Consider the following 23,552-nt stretch of genomic DNA (forward strand, 5'->3'; position numbering starts at 1 on the left):
TTATGATCCAAGGCTCAAGCTGCCTTTATGCCAGTCCTAAATACAATAAACCACCCTGGAAACTGAAAGCCAGTTAACCATGCATAGTGAAGAAGTTAATGGGACAATGACGTTCAATGCTCTAACCCGGATATTTCATAAACGTGCTCCCGCTCTCGCTTGTCCTTTGCCGCTCTGAGGGAGTTTTGCTCAGTCGACCGTACTCCCCGGTACGGCCTTCCCTAATCCCTTAGAGCGACAAAGTCCTGCGCGAGATTCGGGGCAGTTTATGAAATATCCGGGTTAGAAGCTCAACCAACCCTCTGTTTTCTTGCCGGTCTCACCATTGCCCAAGCAGAAAACCCAACCAGTGCGGCTTTTAAATCAATACCCGCACCCTGTTGCTCCAATGGCTCAGCCATATCCTCTGAACTTTTTTCAGACTCTTGTTCGCCTTCGGCTGGTTTACAGGCACCTTCAACCTTATCACCACTGACTTTACAATCTGGCTCTACCGCAGGCTCCCCTTCCATCTGCATAGGTTCTCCGTCGGGTAACTGTTGATCATTCACTGGAACCTCTCCCGCTGGTACTTCCTGCTGTTCCGCTTCAACCTCTGTCGGAGTCACTTCCCCGGAAGCCAGAGTTCTCTGTTGAGAAGCTGGTGTTAAACGGGCAAAGGCATTCTGCGCATCTTCTGTGAACAATGGGGTTTCCAGCGCTCTGGTTCGTGCTACCTGACCAAGGCCAGATTCCGCAAAGAACTGTTGGGCAAAATTACTGAACAGGTTAGTCTGCTGTCCCCTGATCAGGTCAAGGCCATTTTGTGCCAGGGAAACAATAAATGTCGCCTGCTGGGCATCGGTATTGGCATCAAAGGTAAAGCGGCCATATTCACCAATTATGACATCTTCACTAAGACTGCCATCAAAGAAGTCACCACCGAAATGCCCCTGCATACGATCCAGCCCGGAACCACCAATCAAGGTATCAACACCACCGGCGAACAGATCTACCGCTTCAATAACAATGGTGGATGGACTGCGGGTCACCTGCGTACCATCACCACCGATCAGATCATCTCCAGCCTGACCATCCAGATAATCATCACCAAAACCACCCATCATAATGTCGCGGTTCAGGCCGCCAATAATACGGTCATTACCGCCAATGGTTGTACTACCAGTCCGTACTGTGAGATAACGCCCTTCCGAGTCATTAACGATACGACCATCGTCGCCAATCATAATGGTCTCGCCGGAGGTGTTGTTGAGCAGGTCATTACCAACACCGCCAATCGCCTGGTCACTGCCATTACCAAGATTGATAATATCGTTGCCACCGGTGCTGTTACTGACATCGGTACTGAATACCTCATTACGGACACCGTTAACAAAGTAGACCTGACCATTATCGCCAATAACCGTATCGTTGCCATCACCTGCCGTCAGTTCATCATTACTAAAGCCGCCCAGAACCAGATCATTGCCTGAACCAGACTCAATCAGATCATCACCACCCAGGCCGGCATCAATGGTCGTTACGCTGTCTAGCGTGGCAAGGTCAGCATCACCGTCGGCATAATTCAATTGGCCACTGTCGCCAAAGAGAATGTCATTACCTGTGCCACCACGGATGGTGTCATTACCAAACCCGGCAATAACGACGTCATCACCCGCACTGCCGTCAATGATATCGTCACCACCCTGATCACGATTTGTATTGGTGATACTAACCACCATACCCGTAGTCAGGATACGATTTGTATCAAGCTGTTGTGCAATCTCACCTTTGTCACTCAGGATAATGTCATTACCGGCACCACCATCAATGGTGTCGCTGCCAACGGTTAATTGGTCAGCAGTATCAAGATTATCATTTAGATCATCTGAGGAGTTCACCACCGTCAAAACCTGAGTGGAAAGATCCAGCCGGGTTGAGAGATCCAGATTGAAGCCGGAATCCCCATAAATATGGTCATCACCGTCAAGACCGAAGATATTGTCATCACCAGAACCACCAGCAATATGATCCCCATAAAGACTGCCAGTCAGCGTATCACTGCCCTGCCCACCGTAGATTACCACTGAGCCACCAGCACCGGATGCATCGATCACATCGTTACCGGGGTTCGCAAATTCTCTTGCCTTCCCTGTTTTCTGGTTTGATGTGGCATTGTAGGTAGAGCCATCCTGGACAGAGTCACCAAGCAGGATGAGAGCACCATCGCTGGCACTGTCAGTAACCGTCAGAGTGTCATCCCCACCACCACCATGAACGACAGTGATCACGTTGGAAGCGGTGCCAGCAATGGTGAAGTTATCATTACCACTGCCCAGCAGCAGTTCGACGACTTCAAGATCGTGATACTCAATCCCCTTGCCAAAGGTCATCCTCAGGCCTGTGATCGTATTTTCCGTCAGAATCCCAGAGTCGTTCTGGATACTGCCATCATTGAAGACATTGAGCGTATCGGTCTGCTCATCTTCATTCAGCTCAATATTTACCAGCGGTAACGGTCCATCGGTTTCTGTAGGCAGCATAACCCCCTGGATGAGCTCACGCTTCTTACCATCAGGTGTGCCGCCTTCAATAATCAGCTTGCCACGAATATCCGACAGGGTATGGGGCTGTAGCGCTGGGTTCTGTACCGGCTGGCTATCAGTTTCAGGCTGGAAGCTGGCATTAGCTGCCAGAGTTATATCAATAGGTGTATCCCAGTCATCAATACCGAAGGTCACACTATTGGTGCTGGCATCAAAGCGTGGATCATTGCTGCTGATCAACACCTGCCCATCATTCAACAGGTTCACCGTCACGGGAGCTGTTGGCTTTTTACTGAGGACAATCTGGTAAGCATCCTGTTTTGTTGTGCTCACCAGGGTCGACCCCTCTGTCTGGGTGATAATGACCGATCCACTGTCGTTATCCACCACATCAATATCCAGCGTCACGCTCTCTGCCGCGTAGTTATCTGATGCAGAGAGTGTAATGCCCGCTCGATAGAGGTTTTCAACCGCCCCATCGTCCGTCGCCGTCACCGTAAACTGACCTGACCAATTGTTATGATCAAACGTCAGAGTATCCGTACTCAGCGTCAGCTGCCTGCTCCAGTCCGAAGGAATAATCTCAGCCAGGGAGACTTTGACCACCTGTCCCTGAACCGGTGGGGTTGCCAGGCGCACATCAAAGGTTATTTCACTGCCGCCTTCAACCACGCTCTGGTTGCTCACCGGGCTGACGATGATGCCACCCAGGTCATTATCATTAACAACCACTTCTACATTATCGACAACCAGCTGATCAAAGTCCGGGTTGTCACTTCGGACACTGTGACTGATCACATAATCGCGCTGCCCTTCGGCAGCCGTATCATCCACCGCATTAACGTAGATTTTGGTGGCATCATCCCAGTTGGTTTCTGAATCGTAAGCAATGACCAGAGACTCATAGAAGTTCTGGCCATCAATGGAAATCAGAACACTGTCGGCCATTCCACTGGTTTTATCTTTATCACTGCCAGAAGCCCTGACGGCGGAAACCGTCACATAAGCGATTGTGGCATCGGAGGGTTTCGGTGCATTCAGCTGCAGCTCGTAAAAGTCTGTGCCACCACCTTCACTGACCACAACCTCACCATTGCCACGGTCTACACCAATGGCACCATTCTCTTTGTTCGCCACATTCAGGGAGATACCATCCACAAAAATATCGTTGTAGGACGAGTCATCACTGAACACACTGTGGTTCACAAAACTACTGCGGCCTTCTACCGAGTAAGACACAATGGGTTTGGTTACATCACTGGCAATGTTGAAGGTGTCTGCGCCCAGACCACCAATAATGGTGGTTTCAACATCATCACTGGTGCTAAGTACATAGAAGGTATCATTACCTTCAAGGCCATCCACTTCCGCCAGTTCCACACCGTCAAAACTGATATTCAGGCCTGCGCCAAAAATACCGTTTTCGGTGATCACAAAGTTGTCATCACCTTCAGTTCCCAGAACCACCACGGAATCCGTGCCATTACCGCCATCAATTTTCAGCGGCGAATTAATGCTGTACTGGATATTTTCGTCACCATCACCACCAAACAGCTCCACATCACCGCCACCCGCGGTTTCCATGGTATTCTTTTTCAGGAAGGCGCGAACCACAAAGCTATCATCACCATCTTCCCCATAAAGTTTGGTCATGGCCTTATTGGAGTAGACTTTGATTTCATCCTTACCATCGCCCCCATAAACGACCATAGGCAAGCTGTTACCTTTACTGAGGAAGCCCAGGGTGGTTTCAGTGGTTTCGATTTCATCGCCAGCAGCGACCGTACCTTCGGCGATATTACGGTCCTTGCCAAATAGCTGGCCAATCTGGAAGCGGTCATTACCGACACCGCCATCCAGGGTGGTAATCGTGCTGTTATCATCACTGAAGAAGCTATCCGCACCGGCATGGCCATTCAACGTCAGACGGGCGTTGATATTGCGGTCATAATTGATACGTTCGACAACTGATGTGTATTCGCCCTGACTGTCGGTGTGCATGGCTGCCACAAAGTTGGCCCGTAGCAGGAATGTGTCATCATCGGCAGTACCGTTGATCGTCAGGGTATCTGCGCCATCGGCTGCTAAGCCCGAATCCCGAACATCAATAATATAGTCTGCATTATCACCGGTTCGATTAATGGTGTATGTGTCAGAGCCACCTTCCCCATCAAGAACAAGGGCATCATCTGCAGCACGGCTCACCATCTGATTAACCATCAGCTGATCGTTTCCAGACCCAGTATTAACCTCAACATCGCCATCAATGTCCTGCACATCGAACAATACCGTATCATCAGCCTGATCAGTGTTCACCAGAATTGTGGCTGCCATCAGGCTACCGTATAGTTTGATATCACCGGACTGACTGTCCACGCTGCCAAGATCCGTATTAATCGTCAGCGTATGGGCAGCATTAAGCTGACCATCAAGGTTCAGCAAGAATTTATCGCCAGCATTCAGTGTCAGGTTGCCCTGCTCTGCATCGACCTTAACATCATTCACCGTCAAGTCGTCGCCTGAAGCAGAAGAGTCCGATGCAATCAGAGTGATATCACCCTCGCTGGCAATAACATCTTCATTAATCATAAGCGGACTTTGTGCGACGAGCTCGATAGAACCCTGAACCTGCAGGCCTTCCATTTCATCACTGACACCGCCCACGATAAGGTACCCGGTGTTGTTGAGAATAAGACTGCCGACCAGTACTTCTGCTTCCAGATTATCAATCAGGGTTCGGAGCCCATCACCAGCGGCGCCAATCCCCTGACCAGCAATGATACGCAAACCGCTCGCGGTAATTATGTCGCCGGACGCATTACCATTCAGAACACGACCTTCCGCAGTAAGGTAGACATTGGCATCACCACTACCACGGTTATCACTGTCTGCCACGAGGCTGGAAATATGCAAATGGCCACGCACTTCCCGCAGATAAGTGCTTTTGCCACTGAGGCTCGTTAGCTGGCCTGATTCATTATCAGCTGTATCAATTTCCAGCTGATTGCCCAACTGACCAATGGTGCCATTGGCTGCATCAAGGAAAATAGAAAACGCATTGATATCACTGTCACCCGTCAGGCTGATCAGCTCATTATTATTGTCCTGATCGCCATCCAGGATGGATTGTGCAGACTTCAGAGTCACATTGGCGTCTGAGGTGATCTGGCCAATACTCAATGAGCTTTCGATGGCGTTCAGATAGACGTCACCGCGTGCATCTGCAAAAACATCACCGGAGAGTTTGAAGTCCAGATAGTTATCGACCAGGTTCTGGCGGTTGCCAATGCCGCCACCGGCAACCAGCATCAGATCCTGGGCACGAATATTGATGATAGCGCTATTGGTATCATCGTAGGCATCCAGAATATCGCCTGCAGCCTGTAAAGTAACCATGCCCGCCGTCGTGCTGATTTTCTCGGCGACAATATCAGCCTGCCCATTACCCGAAGTGGTTGGAGTAAAGGACGATAGCAAACCAGCGGTAAAGGTAAGATCACCAGTAGCGGCAACATCCTCAAGATAAAGGTCGCCAATGGTCGTGTTGTTCCCAGCAATGCTGACGTTACCTTCAACCTGCCAGATATCTACGGAGCCAACGGTATCCACGCTCAGTGTTGCAGACTCTGCCACCTGCACCCGGAACCCACCATCGTCCTGAGAAAGAATATTCCCTTTAGTGATCAGAACAAGATCCCCGGCACTGACCAGAGCAGCGGTATTGTGCTGTCCCCTGTCAATCAAATCGCCCTGAACATTCAGCCGCACCCAGCTTGCACCCACAATGTGATCAACCGACAGTGCACCACTGTGTTCGATGGCAATTCCCTGATGCGCTTCTGCCGTCAGGTTGGTATCGCCTTGAAGATTCAGGTCATCCCACAGCTGAATGGTGACTGAACTGAGTTGCATAACCAGATCACCAACAGCCAGGTTCAATAAGCTGGCGGGAGCAACACTGGTGACACTGACCCGCTGCCATGGAACACCAGCGTCATCAAAACTTTCCTGGGAAAGTTCAATAGCGTCGCCTGTACCTGTGTATTGATAGAGTACTGGCACCCCATTCTGGTCTATATGGACATAATCACCATTATTGACTGAGGTGAAACCATCAGCAGAGGCATCAAGGCTTCTGACTTCTGTCCAGTTACCGTCGTTGTAATCGATATCAAACTGGGATATATCGCCCGCTGTGCCGGTATAAACGTAGAAGACATAATCAGTGGCTACCACATCATTACCCGTTGCCTGGGACAGGATAGCCTTCTCATCATCTTCAAGGGCAACCACCCCATCACTCATATCAATGGTGACGCGATCACCTGTCTGACCAAGACCGCCAGCAGAATTAAGAATAATTGCACTGCCACTGACCAATGTTTGAATATTGGCGGCTTCAGCAGAACCGGTGTTTCCAGCGCCACCAATAATCGGGGTTCCTGGATACAGCTTCGCAACGATGCCTGGTGAAAGAATGCTTTCAAACACGGGCCGTTTGGTGTTTACCTTCTCCTGGATACGATATTCAAGCTCGCTGATTTGACCCGAAGCAGAGCTGACATCTGTCGCTTTCCAGACAGCCAGCTGATCAAAGGACATATCGTATTCTGAAACACCGGTCAGGCTGCTATTCAATGCTGCAATGCGGTTTTGAGCATCCGTCAGTTCTTTACCGGACAGGTACTCAAACAGCTCATCGTATTTATCGTATGCCGTGACGTCCGCCAGATAGCCTTCAGAGCCATTATCACGAAGGATATTCCAGTACTGGTGGTACAGCTCAGTAATCTCATCCGCTTCATTGGTGACCTGAGACTCCCCATAGAATTGCTGAGCCGCCAAAGTATCAAGGCTGGAAGCCCGAACCTCATCATCATTGGCATCCAGAATATCACCGCTATTGGTGGTCAGCTGCACACCATAAGGCGAGCTACCACTGCCATCGACCTGGGCGGCAATGACCTGGTTCACATTCATATCACCAGAGTATTCAGTCAGAGCAACATTACCCTGTGCTTCAACGGTGATATAGCCCGCATCATTTCGGGTTGCGGAATCAATGGTCAAATGTCCGATATCACCACCCAGTGCCAGCAGCTTGATAACATTGGCAGAAATGGAAACCGTCTCACCTCCATTTGCCTTGAAAATACCACCACCGGCATTGATTTCGACGGTATGGCGGGCTGAGATTTTATCAATATAGAGCTTGTTGGAACTGGTCTTCCCTTCTCCCGGGTTATCATCCTGCACAACGCCCAGATAAACACTGCCAGTGTTAGACACCACACGATGCCCATGACCTGCAGTGTTACCCTCCAAAATCATACGAACCGTGCCTTTCGCTTCAATATCCGCCTGCGAGGTCAGGGCATAAACAGCATCGGTCATGGTAATAGAGCCATGGGTAGACAGGATATTTAAGGTGCCTTCGTCAGCCAATTTGATCTTACCGGCCAGGATAATATCTCCCTTACTGGTAATATTCACATCCGGCTGGCTATTGCCACTGAGGAAATCAATGGCAATGTCATAATCCGCTTTCAGGGAGTGGGTGTAATAATCTTTCAGCCCCTCAACCACAGTAATCTTGGTGTGAACGGTCTTTTTACGGAGCCAACCGCCACCTGTCGTCCAGGATTCACGGTCAAAGTCGTAGACGTCCGGGTCACCCTCAGTCTGGATATAAGTCACCTTATAGTCTGCAGATTCTGCACCCTCAGAAGGTAACAGTACCGATTCAGATTCAAGCAATGGTTTCTTATCGGTGAACTCAATGGTTTCCCACTTATAGCTCTTATCCTTAACCAGCCAGTCCCCAAAAGAATTATCACCAAACAGGTTAAAGCTCTTCTTCTCGTACTTACGGACGGTGGTTTTGGTCTTACCCTGCCCTTCCGTCCAGACATAACGGGCTCCGGCAGTGACTTTGTATGCAAAAGAATCCGCATTGCCATTGCTGGCACTCTGCTGTGTGTATTCAATTCTGGCGATGTCGTTGCCGGTCGCAGAAATTAACGTACCTGTGTATTTGGTGTGCGTTGCACCGGAACCATTGTATTGATACTCATCCTTGGTCAGCTGTTTGCTGTCAATAATGGTGATCTTTCCTTCACGATACTGGCGGTTATCGATATCGTTCATCACCAGTTTGTAACCGCTGTTATTGTTAATATCAACAGACGCGTAACCGCTGGCCGCCACGATACGACCATTTCCGGTACTGATCACCTGACCGGAAATCATCACTTCACCACCGGCAGGTACAATATCTTCGATAATGATCGCCTGTCGTACAGCATCCCAGTAACCATCAACAGGGACTTTGACATTACTGCTGTCATTGGGGTTGGCAAAGCTGACGCCCGCAATGGCCTGACCTTTCTTATTGGTCAGATCCACATTTTTGGAACCCCCACGGAAGTTTTCATCAATCTCCAGGTAAACGGTGTTCACCCCACTCTGAATCAACCCGTTGATATTCAGGTAACGGGCTGTCAGGGTAATTTTGCCCATAGAGACAATCTGGGAGTTATCTACATTAATGCTGGTCGTCAGTACGCTGTAGTTAGCCTTAAACAGTGTGTAGATAAGCGAACTATCATTTAAACCCGTCTGATAGGAGCGTGAGCTTCCAGCCTTGTTGTAAACAAAGTTCCGCATCAATTGATAATTAATATACTGACGTGGATCTTTATTGGTATGGAACCACGCATCAGAGTTCAGTGAGAAATCACCGGCTGCAAAGATATTGACGGTCTCGGCACGAATCTGGGTAGAGACTTCAATAGCTCCTTCCCGGTTATTGATATAAGCCCCACCGTTTTCATTAACCACATTGCCCTGAATGTACATACCCTGTGGAATCTCAGGCAGGGTGAAGCTTCCGTAGGTATCTTTGATAAACTGCGGATCGGTATCCTGAAAAATAACGATTTCGTTGGGTGAATCTGAGTTACTTCCCTGATCATCCGTGGATTGTGCACCACCGCGGATGGCAATTGAGTTCACATCTTTATAGTTAATCTGAACGGCGCCCGGCGTATAGGTTTTCAGTGAACCACCGACCATCTCAACCCGCTGAGTATCCTGCACAATGGCATCATTCACCCGCAGAGCAAACGGTGTACTGTTGACGATCTGAATCGTTGCACCTTCCCGGGCATGAAGATTATCTATATTGTCCTGGGCAGCAAGTGCTTCCGCAGTTTTGCCATCAATCTGCAGATAGACAGAACCGGGTGCTGCATAAACATCCGGCAGGTCCACCATCAGAATATCCAGAGCCTGGTTATAGACTTTACTGGAAGCATTCGCAGTATCGGTATAATTCCAGGCACCTGTGGTTGAGTTGGTTTTCTGCCATAACGTTGTGTCGGAATAGTCCGCCAACTCCAGAATGCTTTCCTGCTTAATCTTGCTTTGATAGTAATTACCGTCTGGTGCCTTAACGATCTGCCCAACATCGACGGTATGCACATAATCAGAGAGACCCAGCTCATCAATCTTTTTATTGATCTCTGCTAACTGAACCTGGTAGCGGGCTACGGCCTCAGTGTTTGTGCTGTGATCACGGATCCAGCTCTCTACCTGGGCTTTTTGCTCAAACAATACAGTGCTTAAATTGGTAAACGTCAGAGTTGGTGAGTCCAACTCTCTCGGTTTAACAACAAAGAACTCGCCCGTCATGGCACTGGCAAGAGAGCCCGTAATGGCGCTTTCGTAAACCGGATACCCCAGAGACTCTATCTGTGCCAGTGTCAGGTTCAGCTTCGTCCAGCGATTTTTGTTGCTGTAGTTTTCCTGTTTCAGGTCAATTTCAGTGCTGTTCTGAGGGGTGTACTGGTAATAGCTGCCATTGTGCTCAATCACCGTATCCTGGGTAACCAGGAAGTTGATGGTACTGAGTGCCAGCTCTTCCATCACATACACCACATCCTCTGGCAACTCTGGAATAACCACTTCGCCTTCGGCATTATCGACGCCAAACAGCAGTTTTTCATCGTCTTCGGTCAGGGCATCAATATTGATCACGCCATCAGCACTGACTTTGCTACTGTCGTTAAGGATGCTCTGTATCTCAGCGATCGGGCGAATCTGTAGGAAGGTTTTATTATTAACGCCAGCGGTCGCCTGGGCAGAGTCTGCAACCGAGAATTGGTTATTGGAAGTCACACTGCCATCACGGTCAATATCCACACCGTAAGGCACCCCGGAAATGGACAGCGTCAGTCCGGACTCTTTTGCCCGCTCGCTGCCACCAATACCTTCACGGGCTTCGATGGTGATATCCGTCATGGACTTGATATCAGCATAGTTACCCAGATTGATAGTGTTGGTTTCTGTAATTTTTGCTTCAGGATGAGGAACAGCAACATTGGCAGAGGTTGAAACCGACATGAGTTCCACATTGGCACTGCTCTCAAGAATATTCAGTGCGCCCTGACTGCTCTTACCGGCATAGAGATAGACGTCTCCAGCCTTCATGGTGGCATTGGCAATGCTGACATTATTTCGAGCATTGGTAGTAGCCAGAGCGACACCAGTGGCAGCGCTGGAAAGCCCGGAAACCGCAAGAACATCGGCACTGGCCCGATTCTCGGAATCGGTTTTGGCGGTCACAAATACTTTGCCAGTAACGTTTTCGATCACCGCGCCATCGATATTCACTTCGGCATCGGAATTGGCCTCTATCTTGCTCGTCGCCGCATTGATGCCTCCAACTGCACTGACGGTTTCCAGAGTGATGCTATCCACGGTGGTGATGTCATTCTGGGCTTCAATACGAACAGTAGCCTTATCGTCGTAGCTGCCTTCCGCTATCAGTTCCGCATCGTCGGTCAGGTTAATGCGCGCATGGTTGTTCAGAATGGTCTGACTCACCATCACATTGACACCAACAATATTACCGGAACCCGTTCTCAAGGATTTGCCATTACTGAAACGCGACTTATCAAAGCGGTTCAGTGCATTAATATTGATATCATGAGCAGTAATGGAAGATGGGTTGCCAGAACCCAGCAGGCCGGTGCTGGCACCGATATTCACATCCGCATAGCTGTTGATAATGATGTTCAACCCGGCACCGGCACCAGAAGCGAGAGCCACGGTAAAGGCATCCGCACTGGCATCGACGGTTTGATCCAGAGTGCTGCTCAGATCAAACTGGTCCGCCTCAATCACAACACCCTTGCCAATATTCGCGACCACCGCCTGATAACTGGTGACATTACTTTCTGCACCGGCACCGGCAACGTAGCCACCGGAGGCAGCAATGGTCTCTGGTAGAAGATCATCATTACCAGACGCTTTCACGGTAATATTAGTAGCGCCCAGTTGTGAGCCATCACCAATTTTCACCAACACATCTTCAGAGGCAGCTTTACCCTGCTCAATATCTGCCACCATGGCACCGGCAGCAACCACACCGGCAGCACCACCACTGGCATCTGCACGGGCGTAGTTGGTCGCATTGGCATTAATAACGATTTCATCAACCGCTGTCAGTTTGGCTGACTCCGTTACTGCAGAAACGGTAGTGGTGATATCGACATCCGCACGGTTAGCACTGGCTGCCGCAAGAGCAGCGGCAAAACCAAATGCCTGGGTCTTATGGATGTGATTATCCGCCAGGGCATCGATATAAATATTCTGGGCTTCCAACGCAGTATCGTTTACCCGGCTGGAAATCGAGCTGCGGACATCATTGCGAACCAGCGCAATACCCAGGGCGCCACCAATGCTGGCACTGAGCGCTACATTGGTCACATTGATACTTAAATCGGTGGCTTCACTGGCCTTGAGGTTGATATCACCGGCAGCACCAATAACTGCATTACTGTTCACATCGCCACTGATGGATGCATTCACCTGGTTGTTAACCAGGTTGGTAATATCAACACCGCCACCACTGGCACCGACCAGTCCCGCACTGAAGGTAACGGCAGTTGCATCTACATTTTCCATTAACGCATTGGCATGGCTGGCAACATCAATATCATTGCCGACAAAAACCCGATAATCCTGATCAGCAATGGTTTGACTGTCGTCGACATTCAGCCAGGCATTCACCGCCATCGCCATGGTGTTATCGATATCCGTCGCAGCTATGGAGACGGAACCACCCAGACCAATGGCAGCAGATAAGGCAACGGCGACGGCATCAGCCTTGACAACCTGGCCATCGGCATCGGCAGTGATAGAAATATCATTTCCAGCCACCATGGCGGAGTTATTTACATAAGCAGTGGTGCTGCCACCGATGGTGTTATCAAGGTCAATACCAACACCGGCACCACCTATCGCAAATTTACCAGCGGCAACCGCAACACCGGCACCATAAACGGTGCTGTCAATAGTCGACAGTGACTGTGCATCAACAATGATGTCACTTAGTGAATTAAGCTGTGAATCTTCTATATAGGCGGATGTCTTATGAATTGATCCAATGGTATTTTCAGACAGAGTTACACCGATAGCTGCAGCAGCACTTCCTTTACCAACACCTACAGAACCGCTGGCAGCCCCGACGACCGAGGTAATCGCAGCATTGTTATCAGCGGTGACGGAAATATCCTGATCACCGTAATCTGCATTTGCGTAAACCAACTCCCAGTCAGCGACAGGCGTTGAGTTCTTCACCTCTTCAAGATCTAACAGTGCCCAATCAGGTTTGAGAGCTGAAACACCCGCAGCATCCAGACCCGCTTCTGCAGCAGTACTCTCCGCCAGCGCCTGGGCATCATCAGCCGCAGACTTGGCAGCCACATAGATTGCATTCCAGACATCCGCCTCTTTCTGCAACTGATCAGCGGTTTCCTGAAGTTCCGCAACGTTTTCCAGCTTTGCCTGCCAGGCTGCAACGGCCTGCTCTGCAGCCTCCGCTTTTACAACTGCATTCGACGTGCTGGCATTTAACGATGCTTCAACTGCGGTTTCTGCCAATGCAGCCAGAATATCTGCCTCAGCCTGAGCAGCATCCGCCAATGCCTGAGCCGCAACGGCTGCACTTTGAGCGGTATTAGCAAGACTCTCATAAGAACCGGCCTGTGCTGCAAGGGCTTCGGCACGCAACGCAGCCGCTACTGCAATGGCTTTCTCCAGAGACAGTTCTGTTGAGCCATTATTGCGATAAGTGCCATCAATAAAGTAGAACTTTGCTCCACTCTCAACCGATGTTTGTGCCTCACCTACACGACTGCCTTTTTCATCGTACTTGTAGCCGTCTGACTCGAAGTCAGGAGAAAGATCAAGATCACTGCCAATATAGCGATAGACGCCATCGGCAAACTCAACCAGGTCATTTTCCAGCAACTCTTCTATCAGGCTTGCACCTTCATAATCGGCACGATGAACCAACGTGATTTCCGAATCACTGATAAATGCCTGACTGCTGTTGTTTATGGTATTGGTGCCTTTTACACCGGCACCAGCGAGCGCCACGCTCACCTTGCCACCGGTAACGGCAACAGAGGCCGCTTCAGCCTTTAACTTAACGGTTGTACTTTCATGGGCACCGACTGTTACACCGCCATTTCTGGCTTGAATATCCAGATTATCAACATGAGCGGAAATCTGATTGGCAACGGTGTTTGTGGCTTCCACTGCACCTACGGTTAACGTGCCACCAAAAGATTCTCCAACCGCTGCCCCTACAGAAACGCCCACAAGTTGAGCATCAATAGTAGAGGTATCGGTTGCCCTCACGGCCAGATACTCAGCCAGGATCTTCGGCCTGCTATTATTCTGACCTGCAGCCTTTGCCCCCAGGATGGAGTCAATGCTGTTTTCTGCAACCGAAGCGGCAACAGAAAGCGATACACTGGAACCACTGGGTGCCAGACCAAAGGCCAGACTGGCGGAACCCGCTACAGAAGTAATAGAAGCATTGTTGACAGCATTGACGGTAATTTCACCCGCGCTGATATCCCTGCTGTTATCAATCCAGGCCAGCGTCTCACCATAAATATCATTGGTCGCACCAACTCCGGAACCACTGCCAGCCAACCCCGAACCTCCGGTGACCACAACAGCCACTGAGCCAGCCCCCACATCGGCATTGATGGTCATGTTATTGATAGCACCAACCTTCAGGTTGCCATCAATACTAAGAGCACTGTTATCCAAGAGGGCTTTGACACTGTGACGATCATCACTCGTACCAATATTGTTTTTGGTAATAGCCGCACCAATAGAAATACCGGCGCTGCCACTGCCAGAGTCTGCAGCAACTGCGGCTGAAACGGCGACTGTCGTTGCATCTATATCAGACGTATTGGCTGCGCTAATGGATACATCGCCATTGCTGAACAGGTCACTGCCTGCAGCCAGGGCTTCTGTTGATCCACCAATGGTATTACCAGCATATGCTCCACCGCCGCTGAGTGAGATTGCACCAGAAGAGCCAAAACCGGCGGCCAGAGAAGCGGCTACGGAATGTGCTTTTATGGTGTTTCTCGATGTGGTAGACAGAGTTACACTGCCGTTTAATTGGTCAGCTTTACCTACGTTGACATGGTCAAGCCTGGTCGCTGTATCAATATCAACCTTGTTTTCAGCCAGAGAGACACCAACAGTCACATTTGCGGAACCTGAGCCCCCTGCATAACTTCCAGCAAGTGAAGCGCCAACAGCGGTGCTGGTAACTTTTGAGGTATTGGTAGCCGTCAAACTAAGGTCATCGACCAGAATGCTACTGGAAGCTGCAGAATCAACTGGCGTGTTATCAATATACGCTGCAACCTGAACATAAATGATATTTTCCGCACTGGCACCAGAGCCACTACCGACAAGGGCAGCCTGACTACTACCCGTCACTGCGGCTGAGCCTGCACCGGCATCTGCATTGATGGTCATGTTGCCAGTGGCAGACAGCGTCAGGTCACCATCGGCTTCAATACTGGTATCTTCCAGGTAGGCCAGCACACCGTAGCGATTATTCTTATCCGTACCGATGGTGTTGCTGGTCACGGCAGCACCAATAGAGACACCGACACTGCTACTACTGGTATCTGCAGCAGCAACAGAGGCAGCGACAACGGTGGCATTGATGGTTGATGTATTGCTGCCAGTCACCGAAATATTGGAGCTGCTGGTCAAACCGCTGTTACGCACAACAGATGACGTACTTCCAGTAATACGATTGGTTGAAAAAGCGCCACCACCACTTAAGGAAAGCGATCCTCCGGATGAAGCTGAGTAAGCGGCCGATAATGATGCAGCGACCGATGTTGCAGTGATTTTTGCATTAGACGTCGCAGAAAGAGATACGCTGCCAATCTTACGATCGGACGCCCCCACATCCACCTGCTCCAGTATCGCAGACGTATTGGAATCTATGGCATTTTCTGCCAGCGATACCCCAATGCTCAGACTGCCAACACTGCCAGAACCGGAATAAGCACCGGCAATGGAAGCACCAACAACCGTACTGAGAATATCTGAATCGTCCTTGGCCTTAATGGTCAGGGCATCAGCAAGCACAGTGTTTCCCGAGGCCGTGGCGGTAATCCCTGAGGTAATATCCACTGCGACATCGTTGGTTGCGGATGCGCCAACTCCACTTAAGCCACCGGCTGATGACGATTCAGACTTGGCAAGGGCCACGGCAGCGGAGGTAATGACTGAGGAAATCTGTTGTTTGCTTTGTGCATCGGTACGGGCTTCACCAGACACATCAATATCAGAGTCATTAATCAGAGCCCGAACTGCATTGGCCTTATTTCCGTTGTTCAGATCCTTTCCAATGGTATTTTCAGCAAGACTCACGCCAATACTGCCTGCAACGCCTGTGCTGTTTGTGGAGCCGGCGTAGGTCAGACTGGCAGCAACCACTGTCGCCGAAATAAAGCCGTTGGCATCAGCGTCCAGATACACGCCAGTATCCCCGTCAGAAGCATCCCAAGCGGAGGTTTCCTGTTTAATCGTTGAACCATCAATCAGGGCTTCGGTATCGCCATACACTTCATTACTGACACTGGCACCAGCACCGTTCAAACTGACGGTAATAGTCGAACCACTTTGCAGACCCACAGAAGCGGCTACCACGACACCGATAATATCGGTGTTGTTATGGGCATTGATATCAAGGCAGGACTCATCCAGATGTTTGCCCGGTAATGTAATAGTGCTACCATCCATAACCCGTGCGCGAGTGTTCATGCGTACCAGGTTACTGCTGATCGCAGCGCCCACAGAAATACCCACCTTGGTATCGAAGCCCGGTGTCGTTTCTTTTGTCACTGCCGCCCCAATGGTAACAGCCACAATATCCGCTTCACTCACGGCCTGATGACGAACTTTGCCGGTTTGCGATGTAAGGTCGGTATTGCTGATCAGGGCATCAATATCACTGCTGATGTTATTTTCTGCCACGGTGACGCCAACCGCACCATTACCAGCGTAAGCAACACCAAGGGCAATGGCATAAATCCCGGATTCATCCCGGGCTTCAATCTTCGCACCAAAACCGTCATTGTCTTTACCAGATACTGTCAGGCTATCAATGTCTTTTAAGTAAGCATCAATATCAGCAGTGACATTATTAATGGAAACATTGCCGGCCAGGGCAATACTGCTGCTGACGCCGACTGAGGTGTTTGCCAAGCCAGACAGTGCTGCCGAAAGAGAGGTGGTTACTACAATACTGTCGTTCTTTGCCAGAACGTCCAACGTATCCAGCGACATTGAGCCAATATTGTAGGCGCCGGAACGGACAGTAATGGTGGCATCATTTTGCAGACCAATGCCAGCAGCCGCCAGGGCAAACTTCTGGGCGGTTGCACTGGCATAAGTGATTGGGAAAGCAAAAACGCCGCTGCTCTCTATCGCTTTCAGGTTCAGTTTATCCGCATTAAAACTGTTAAGGTTCTGGACAGTAGCAGCCGTGGTGTTATTCACCGTAGTAAAGATAAATGCACCGGCAGCACTGATACCATAGGCGCTGTTTTCCTGTTTGGGAGGCTCGCCGCCAGATGGTTTTACCTTACCGGTTGCCCACGAGGCACTGACTGCGGTACCAATGACCAAACCATCACTGTCGGCTTCAATTCGCGCATCACCATTCACGGTGATGGTTCCATCACGACTCAATGAGTCACCTTCAGAGCCCACCAGTGCCCTGGAGACTTTGGTAATATCAGTAACTGCCGCAGAGGCCCCAACACCCAAAGCGCCAGCACTGCCCATGGCACCGGCGGCAACAATCACATCTACCCGGTTATCCGCCACCACTTTCAAACGTTCAGAGCCAGCATCAGTAGCGCCGGCAGTCAGATGGACGCCGGATTCAATCCAGGCAATCGCGGTACTGTCAATGACGTTCTGCATGTAAAGCCCGGCAATACCGAGGCTTGCGGTACCAGAACCACCGGCATAACCAGCGCTGATGGCAAATACATCAGCATCCGCAGTGACGGACACTTTATCCGCAAAAATAATGGCACCGTCTTCGATAACAGCCATGCTTTTGGTCGTCACATTATTGAGGAAAACACTGGCACCAACACCATTGCCACTCTCGGATGTACCGGCCAGGTTGTAGAGTTTTTTCAGGAAACCAATAGAGGTATCCGTCGAGGTTTTGTTACCGACATAATCTACGGATTGATTGATCGTTTCGGAATTCACCGTCAAATTGCGGTCTGAAACTACCCAGGAAGGCGTTTGCAGAGCTTCGGCTGCCTGATAAGCAAGCGATTCACCCGTTGAATCAAAGACATTGGTGATATCCGTTCTATGATTAAGCTGAACTTTGCCTTTTATCCTCGCGTCTGCCGTTTGTTTTGAATCCAGCAGCGAAAAATTCAGTGCAAATGATACTTTGGCACCTGCTGCCTCTGACTTGATATCGTTATCCACGAAGTAGAGGTCAGTATCTCCACCAAATAGCTGATAAGGGAAACTGGAATACTGGTTACCTAACCACTCCCAGCGAGTGAAGTCGCTAAAATCTTCCTGGGCCAGAGTAACGTTTTCAGGATTTTCTCCCTTAAATTTGTATACCGCATCAAAAAAGAGACCAATCTCTGGCTTTTTATTGTCATCACTCCACTGATAGTCAGAGTGATCAAACCGAATTAAATCGCCTTCTTTCAGAGTGTAAACACTGTGAATCTCATCCTTGCCAATTAAGTCTGGTTTGACATATTTAAACGTCGTATCCGGTGCAATAATGCCCGTCAGATTCTTAGCCGTTGCATCGACATTCATCGCTCCAAGCACATCAAGCTGGGTAAAGCCCTGAATATGAGCCTGAGCACTGTTATCCAGGGAAGCGATGGTTACCGATACCGCTGCACCAAACGGCACCTGCTTAAATTCACCACTGCTGGTATCGGTACCGGCAGTACCTTCCACCTGACTGAGTTGAGATGGGCTACTGGAGGTTGAAGAGGTCGCGGTTAACAGACGACTTTCGGCGTTTGCCAGTACATCCAGATTGCCACCAACCTGGATGTCGCTTGGGGTTTTCGGATCACCAAGATACGCATTAACCTGATTACTGTCGTCCGCATAGACCAGGGCAATACCAACGGTCGCTTTGGTAGGTTTGAGTCGGTCACTGGGCTTAACCTTTTTCTGCAACCATTTACCCAAAGGTACCTTTTTATTGAAAGCCACTTTTTGTTTCGCGGCGTCTTCATACTTATCAACGATGCCGGGCACCCGGTCCACAATGGCTTCGGCCATAGTGCCCCATTTGCCGCCCACCCGTGCCTGTTCCTGAACCGCGTCAACAACCACATCACCTTTGACCAGCACATCCCCCGCCAGTTTGGCATTGGTATGGCCTGATTCGATATGCACCGCAACACTGGCAGCCACCTTACCGGAGTTACCGGCTTCACTGGTGGCAGTGACGTGGCTGTAATCAAGGGTGGCTGCTTTTATATTCAGATTGCCACCAGCCACTATATTGCTGGTGCCGTTTACATTGACCGCTGAATCAGAATTCAGAACGCCCACAGCCGCACTGCCCGCAAAGCCTTTCAGGCCAAAGAGAGGGCTGGCATCCACATTCAGGTAATTATCCGCCCGACTGGAAATGGAAATATCGCCATCGGCAATCAGTGTGCCGTTAATATTGACGGTAGATTCAGAGTCCAAAACACCTACCGCTACCGCTAACCCTGCGGAAATCGGAGATGCGGTCACCCTGGCAATGGAGTTTGCTTCAATGGTGATGTTGTCGCCTTTCAGCACGGCACCACTGGAAATCGTCACTTTACTAGTGACACCGGAGCGGCTGACGCCGGCAATCAACGTGAAGTCTTCGATACTGCTCTGCATATCACTGATGACATCAATACCCAGATCAAAAAGACCTCCATCATTATTCATGTCTTTTTCCGGGTTGGAGTCAGCCCGGGCAATGATATGGATATCCTTACCATCAATCGTCACATCACCGATGGTGACTGATGCGGTTTGCAGATCAACATTGTAATAAACAGGAAGAGCCGCCAGTGCCGACGCAGCCCCCTGCTGCAGGCTGCCATAAACCAGATTGCGACCATCAATGGCCTGCAGCGTAATATCACCGCTATCCGCAAGCTCGGAGCCTTTGGCAGTAATATCCGCATTCACTTCAATGATGCGAGCTGAGAATTTAATATCACCCGCGATACCGGCATCATTATCGGTTTTGACGCTGCCATTGACGGTAATTTTGCCATTCAATGCTCTGAATTCGAGATCACCGATCCATTCCACAAAACCATTGATGGTTAAATTGTCACTGCTTTCACTGACGGCTGTGTAACTGCCGCCGGTAATATCAGCCCAGCCAAAGGTGCTGATATTGAAGTCTTCACTGCCACCATAAAAGACAACATTATTACTTTGTGCGCCATCAACCAGCATGATTGACACTTTTTCACTGCGCTCATGCACATCAAGACGCAGTTCGTTATTGCCAGAGCCTCCCTTTAATGCGGCAGTGGTCGTACTCGCATCCAGCACAAGGTCTATTGTGGCAGTACTGCCATCCAGCAAAATGCCGCCTGTGTTGGCGAAGAGGCGTGCACTTTCAATATTGGCGAGAGTGACACTGGCATCGCCATCGGTAGTCGTGCCATCAGCATCCTGCCAGGAAAGTGATGCATCGGTCACCACGAGTGTCGTTTGCGAATCATTGGTTGCAGAAGAAACCGTATCACTGCCGTCTGAACCATCCACCGATGCATCACCGGCATCAATTTCAAAAAAGTCATTACCTCGGGAGCCCTTATAAGTATCAAAGCCACCGTTGCCTTTCTGACTGGTCAGCTGCAGGGAAGCCATCAGACTTAAACTCAGACCATTCAGGGCAGAATTACTGATCATACCTGTTAGCCCAAGGATGCCAAGGATATTAGGTACACTGTCGTCGTAGTCTGGAACGGTAATCGCTGAGAGACCGGTCAGTTCAAGACTTCCGGTTTGCTGATTAAAATTGGCACTGAGCGCACCGGCATCCCGGTCATCCACACTGTTAATCAGGTCAAGCAACTCTTCCAGAGTTGCCGCGGTCGTGAGATCAATATCGAGTACAGTACTGCCATCATCCAGACTGACACGCAAAACATGAAGTGAAAGTTCTTGCCAACCCTGCAGGTTGTCCAGCTCAGTGCTTGAAGAGACACCGGTAAAGCCACTGGCATCAAAGCTATCATCACCTTCACCACCCACCAGTCCGGACGCCTCAATACCTTTATGGGTAATAGTGATATTATCGATGGCTAATTGATGGTTATCAAGATCAAAGGTGTAACCATTCGTTTGGCCGCTTAAATCCGTAACCAGCGTATCGGAGCCTTTACCGCCATCAATATCGTCGGCACTGATGGAGGTGACAAAAATGATGTCACTGCCATCACCGGCTTCGATGCTGTTAACACCCTGGGCGCCAGTTATGCGATCACTGCCACCAAAGGTGCTGACGACAGATTGCCCTTCAAAGGCTGACAGATCGACATGATCTTCCCTTTCACTGCCAGACAATGACAGGATATCGTTACTGCCAAAATTTTTCAGGGTATCCAGAGACTGGCTGCCTGACGTTCTGCTAAGACTGACCTCGGTAACATCAGATGTTAATGATGTTGCCATTTCCTGCCCGGCATAAATGCCGGTGAACTGCAGACCCCAGCTGCCATCACCGTTATTGGTAACAGCAATCTGGCCAAACTGCAGCCCCATGGCTTTTTCAATGGCACGAACAATATCCCAGCCACTGGCATCAGCAGCAATCATACCTGTCGTGTATGAGCCACTGCCAGTTGAGACAGTAAGAGTATAATCGCCGCCACCATCATTTTTAATCGTCCAGGTTTCTGATGAGCCCTGAGCAAGATCCAGCTGATAATTTCCACCAGAACCTGTTATTGATGCCCGCCCAGCAAAATCTTCTTCAAGGATATCCTGCCCAGCACCACCGGTGATGGTATCAGCGCCACCCAACCCAGTTAATGTGTCGCCATAGTCGGACGCTTTGAGGACATCATCAAACTCGGTTCCTACCAGAGTGATGTCGTATGCATTGGCACCACTGACATCTAGAGTTTTTCCGGCACCATTTTCAGAAAGCGCTTTCAGGTAAACACTTTCAACACCGTCAAGAGTATCCACCTCATTGTCATCATCATTGGCTTTTAGGGTATTGCCGACTAACACAAAATCTGCAGCACGAACTTCAATGGCCTGGTCATACCCGGCACCACCAGTCAATTGATCAACACCCAGACCGCCAATCAGAATATCGTCTTTGTCGCCACCCATCAGGGTATCATTACCGGCACCACCATCGAGATAGACCTGCAGGGTAGAATCAGAAAAATCAAAGCGATTATCGCCAGTACCGCCCGTAGCCATTAACAGATCAACGTCCACTGCTTCCATCGTGCCACTGGAGGCAAAAGACCATGTGCCATTGGTGGTGTTTTCTGTCCAGGTTCCGGCTTGATATTCAAAGACGGTGACCGCTACATTTTGGTCAGGGTTGTTTTCATCCGGCACCTGTTTGGTCGTTACGTTTAAATTAAGGTCGTTGTCGCCAGCCTGATACAGCACCGAATCAAAACCACCATTACCAGTGATTGAGTCACCAACGCCTGCAATAAACAGGTTGTTATTACTGTCACCAATCAGGGTATCGTTTTGCGAGGAGCCTATCAGGGTGTTAAAACCGGACACCCCATCAAAACCTGTGGCTGTTCCCGCATCCAGATTGACAGTAACGCCGCTGGCGTAAAGATTGAAATCAAGATAATCAGAGCCACTGCCGCCTAATACATCAAAGCCAGTAAACTCTAATTTGATTGAGGACGGGATTTGTAGAATATTGCCTGATTCGCCCTCTAGGGTAGACAGCGTCCCTTTACCCTCAGAAGCAATCTGCCAATGGTAGTCATCATTGATCGCTGCCAATTCATGGCGGGTATCTTGAGTCTGGATTGCCTGCAACGCTTCAACATCGAGAAACTCAACAATACCGTTAGCCCCCATGGAGCCTTCATTTTCACCATTAATCTGCCAGGCACTGCTGGTGACATTATCAGCTGTCGCAACGGTATCATTGCCGCCTTGACCGTCAAACTGAACGACAAAAGACTGCTCCCCCAAATCAAGGAAAGACTGATCAACCGTGAAAGTATCAGCACCGTCTGAACCAGTGACAGTGATCGTGCTACCCGCGGCAATATCACTGATATTCTTCTTACCCAGCACCGTATCATTTTCGTCGACCAAACGAAGATACTGTTGCTCATTTTCGGTAACCACCTGCAGCGTAACGCTGGCATCCTGCTCCAACTGCAGCGCGTTATCCTGGAGCGCAGCAATGGGATCTGCAGACAGCAGCAACCGGGGTTCCAATTGCTCAAGGGTGAAGAAGTCCTCCAGCCTTCTCCGTCGTTCCTGCAGCCGATCCTGCCGGAACATTTTCTCAAACAGCCGGTTTAATCTGGAAAATAAGCCCTTACGAGCCGCTGCAGCAATATCTGACGGGTATGATTTGCTGTTCTGGGATTGCTTATCCATTAGCCG

General features: G+C 49.8%; 1 protein-coding gene. It reads right to left on the minus strand.

Translation table 11 applies throughout. From position 1 onward, the window contains the following. Nucleotides 1-290 precede the first annotated feature (290 nt). The gene (locus KDK15_RS01110) at nt 291-23,546 is read right to left on the minus strand and encodes an LEPR-XLL domain-containing protein (RefSeq protein WP_257293522.1); all 23,256 of its coding nucleotides are present in this window, start codon (nt 23,544-23,546) and stop codon (nt 291-293) included. Between the last annotated feature and the right edge of the window lie 6 nt (nt 23,547-23,552).

The organism is Endozoicomonas sp. YOMI1 (assembly GCF_024606345.1).
GTDB lineage: Bacteria > Pseudomonadota > Gammaproteobacteria > Pseudomonadales > Endozoicomonadaceae > Endozoicomonas.

Bases quoted from the DNA above. Each gene is read 5' to 3' on its own strand.
- KDK15_RS01110 (WP_257293522.1), bottom strand. From the start codon at position 23,546: ATGGATAAGCAATCCCAGAACAGCAAATCATACCCGTCAGATATTGCT.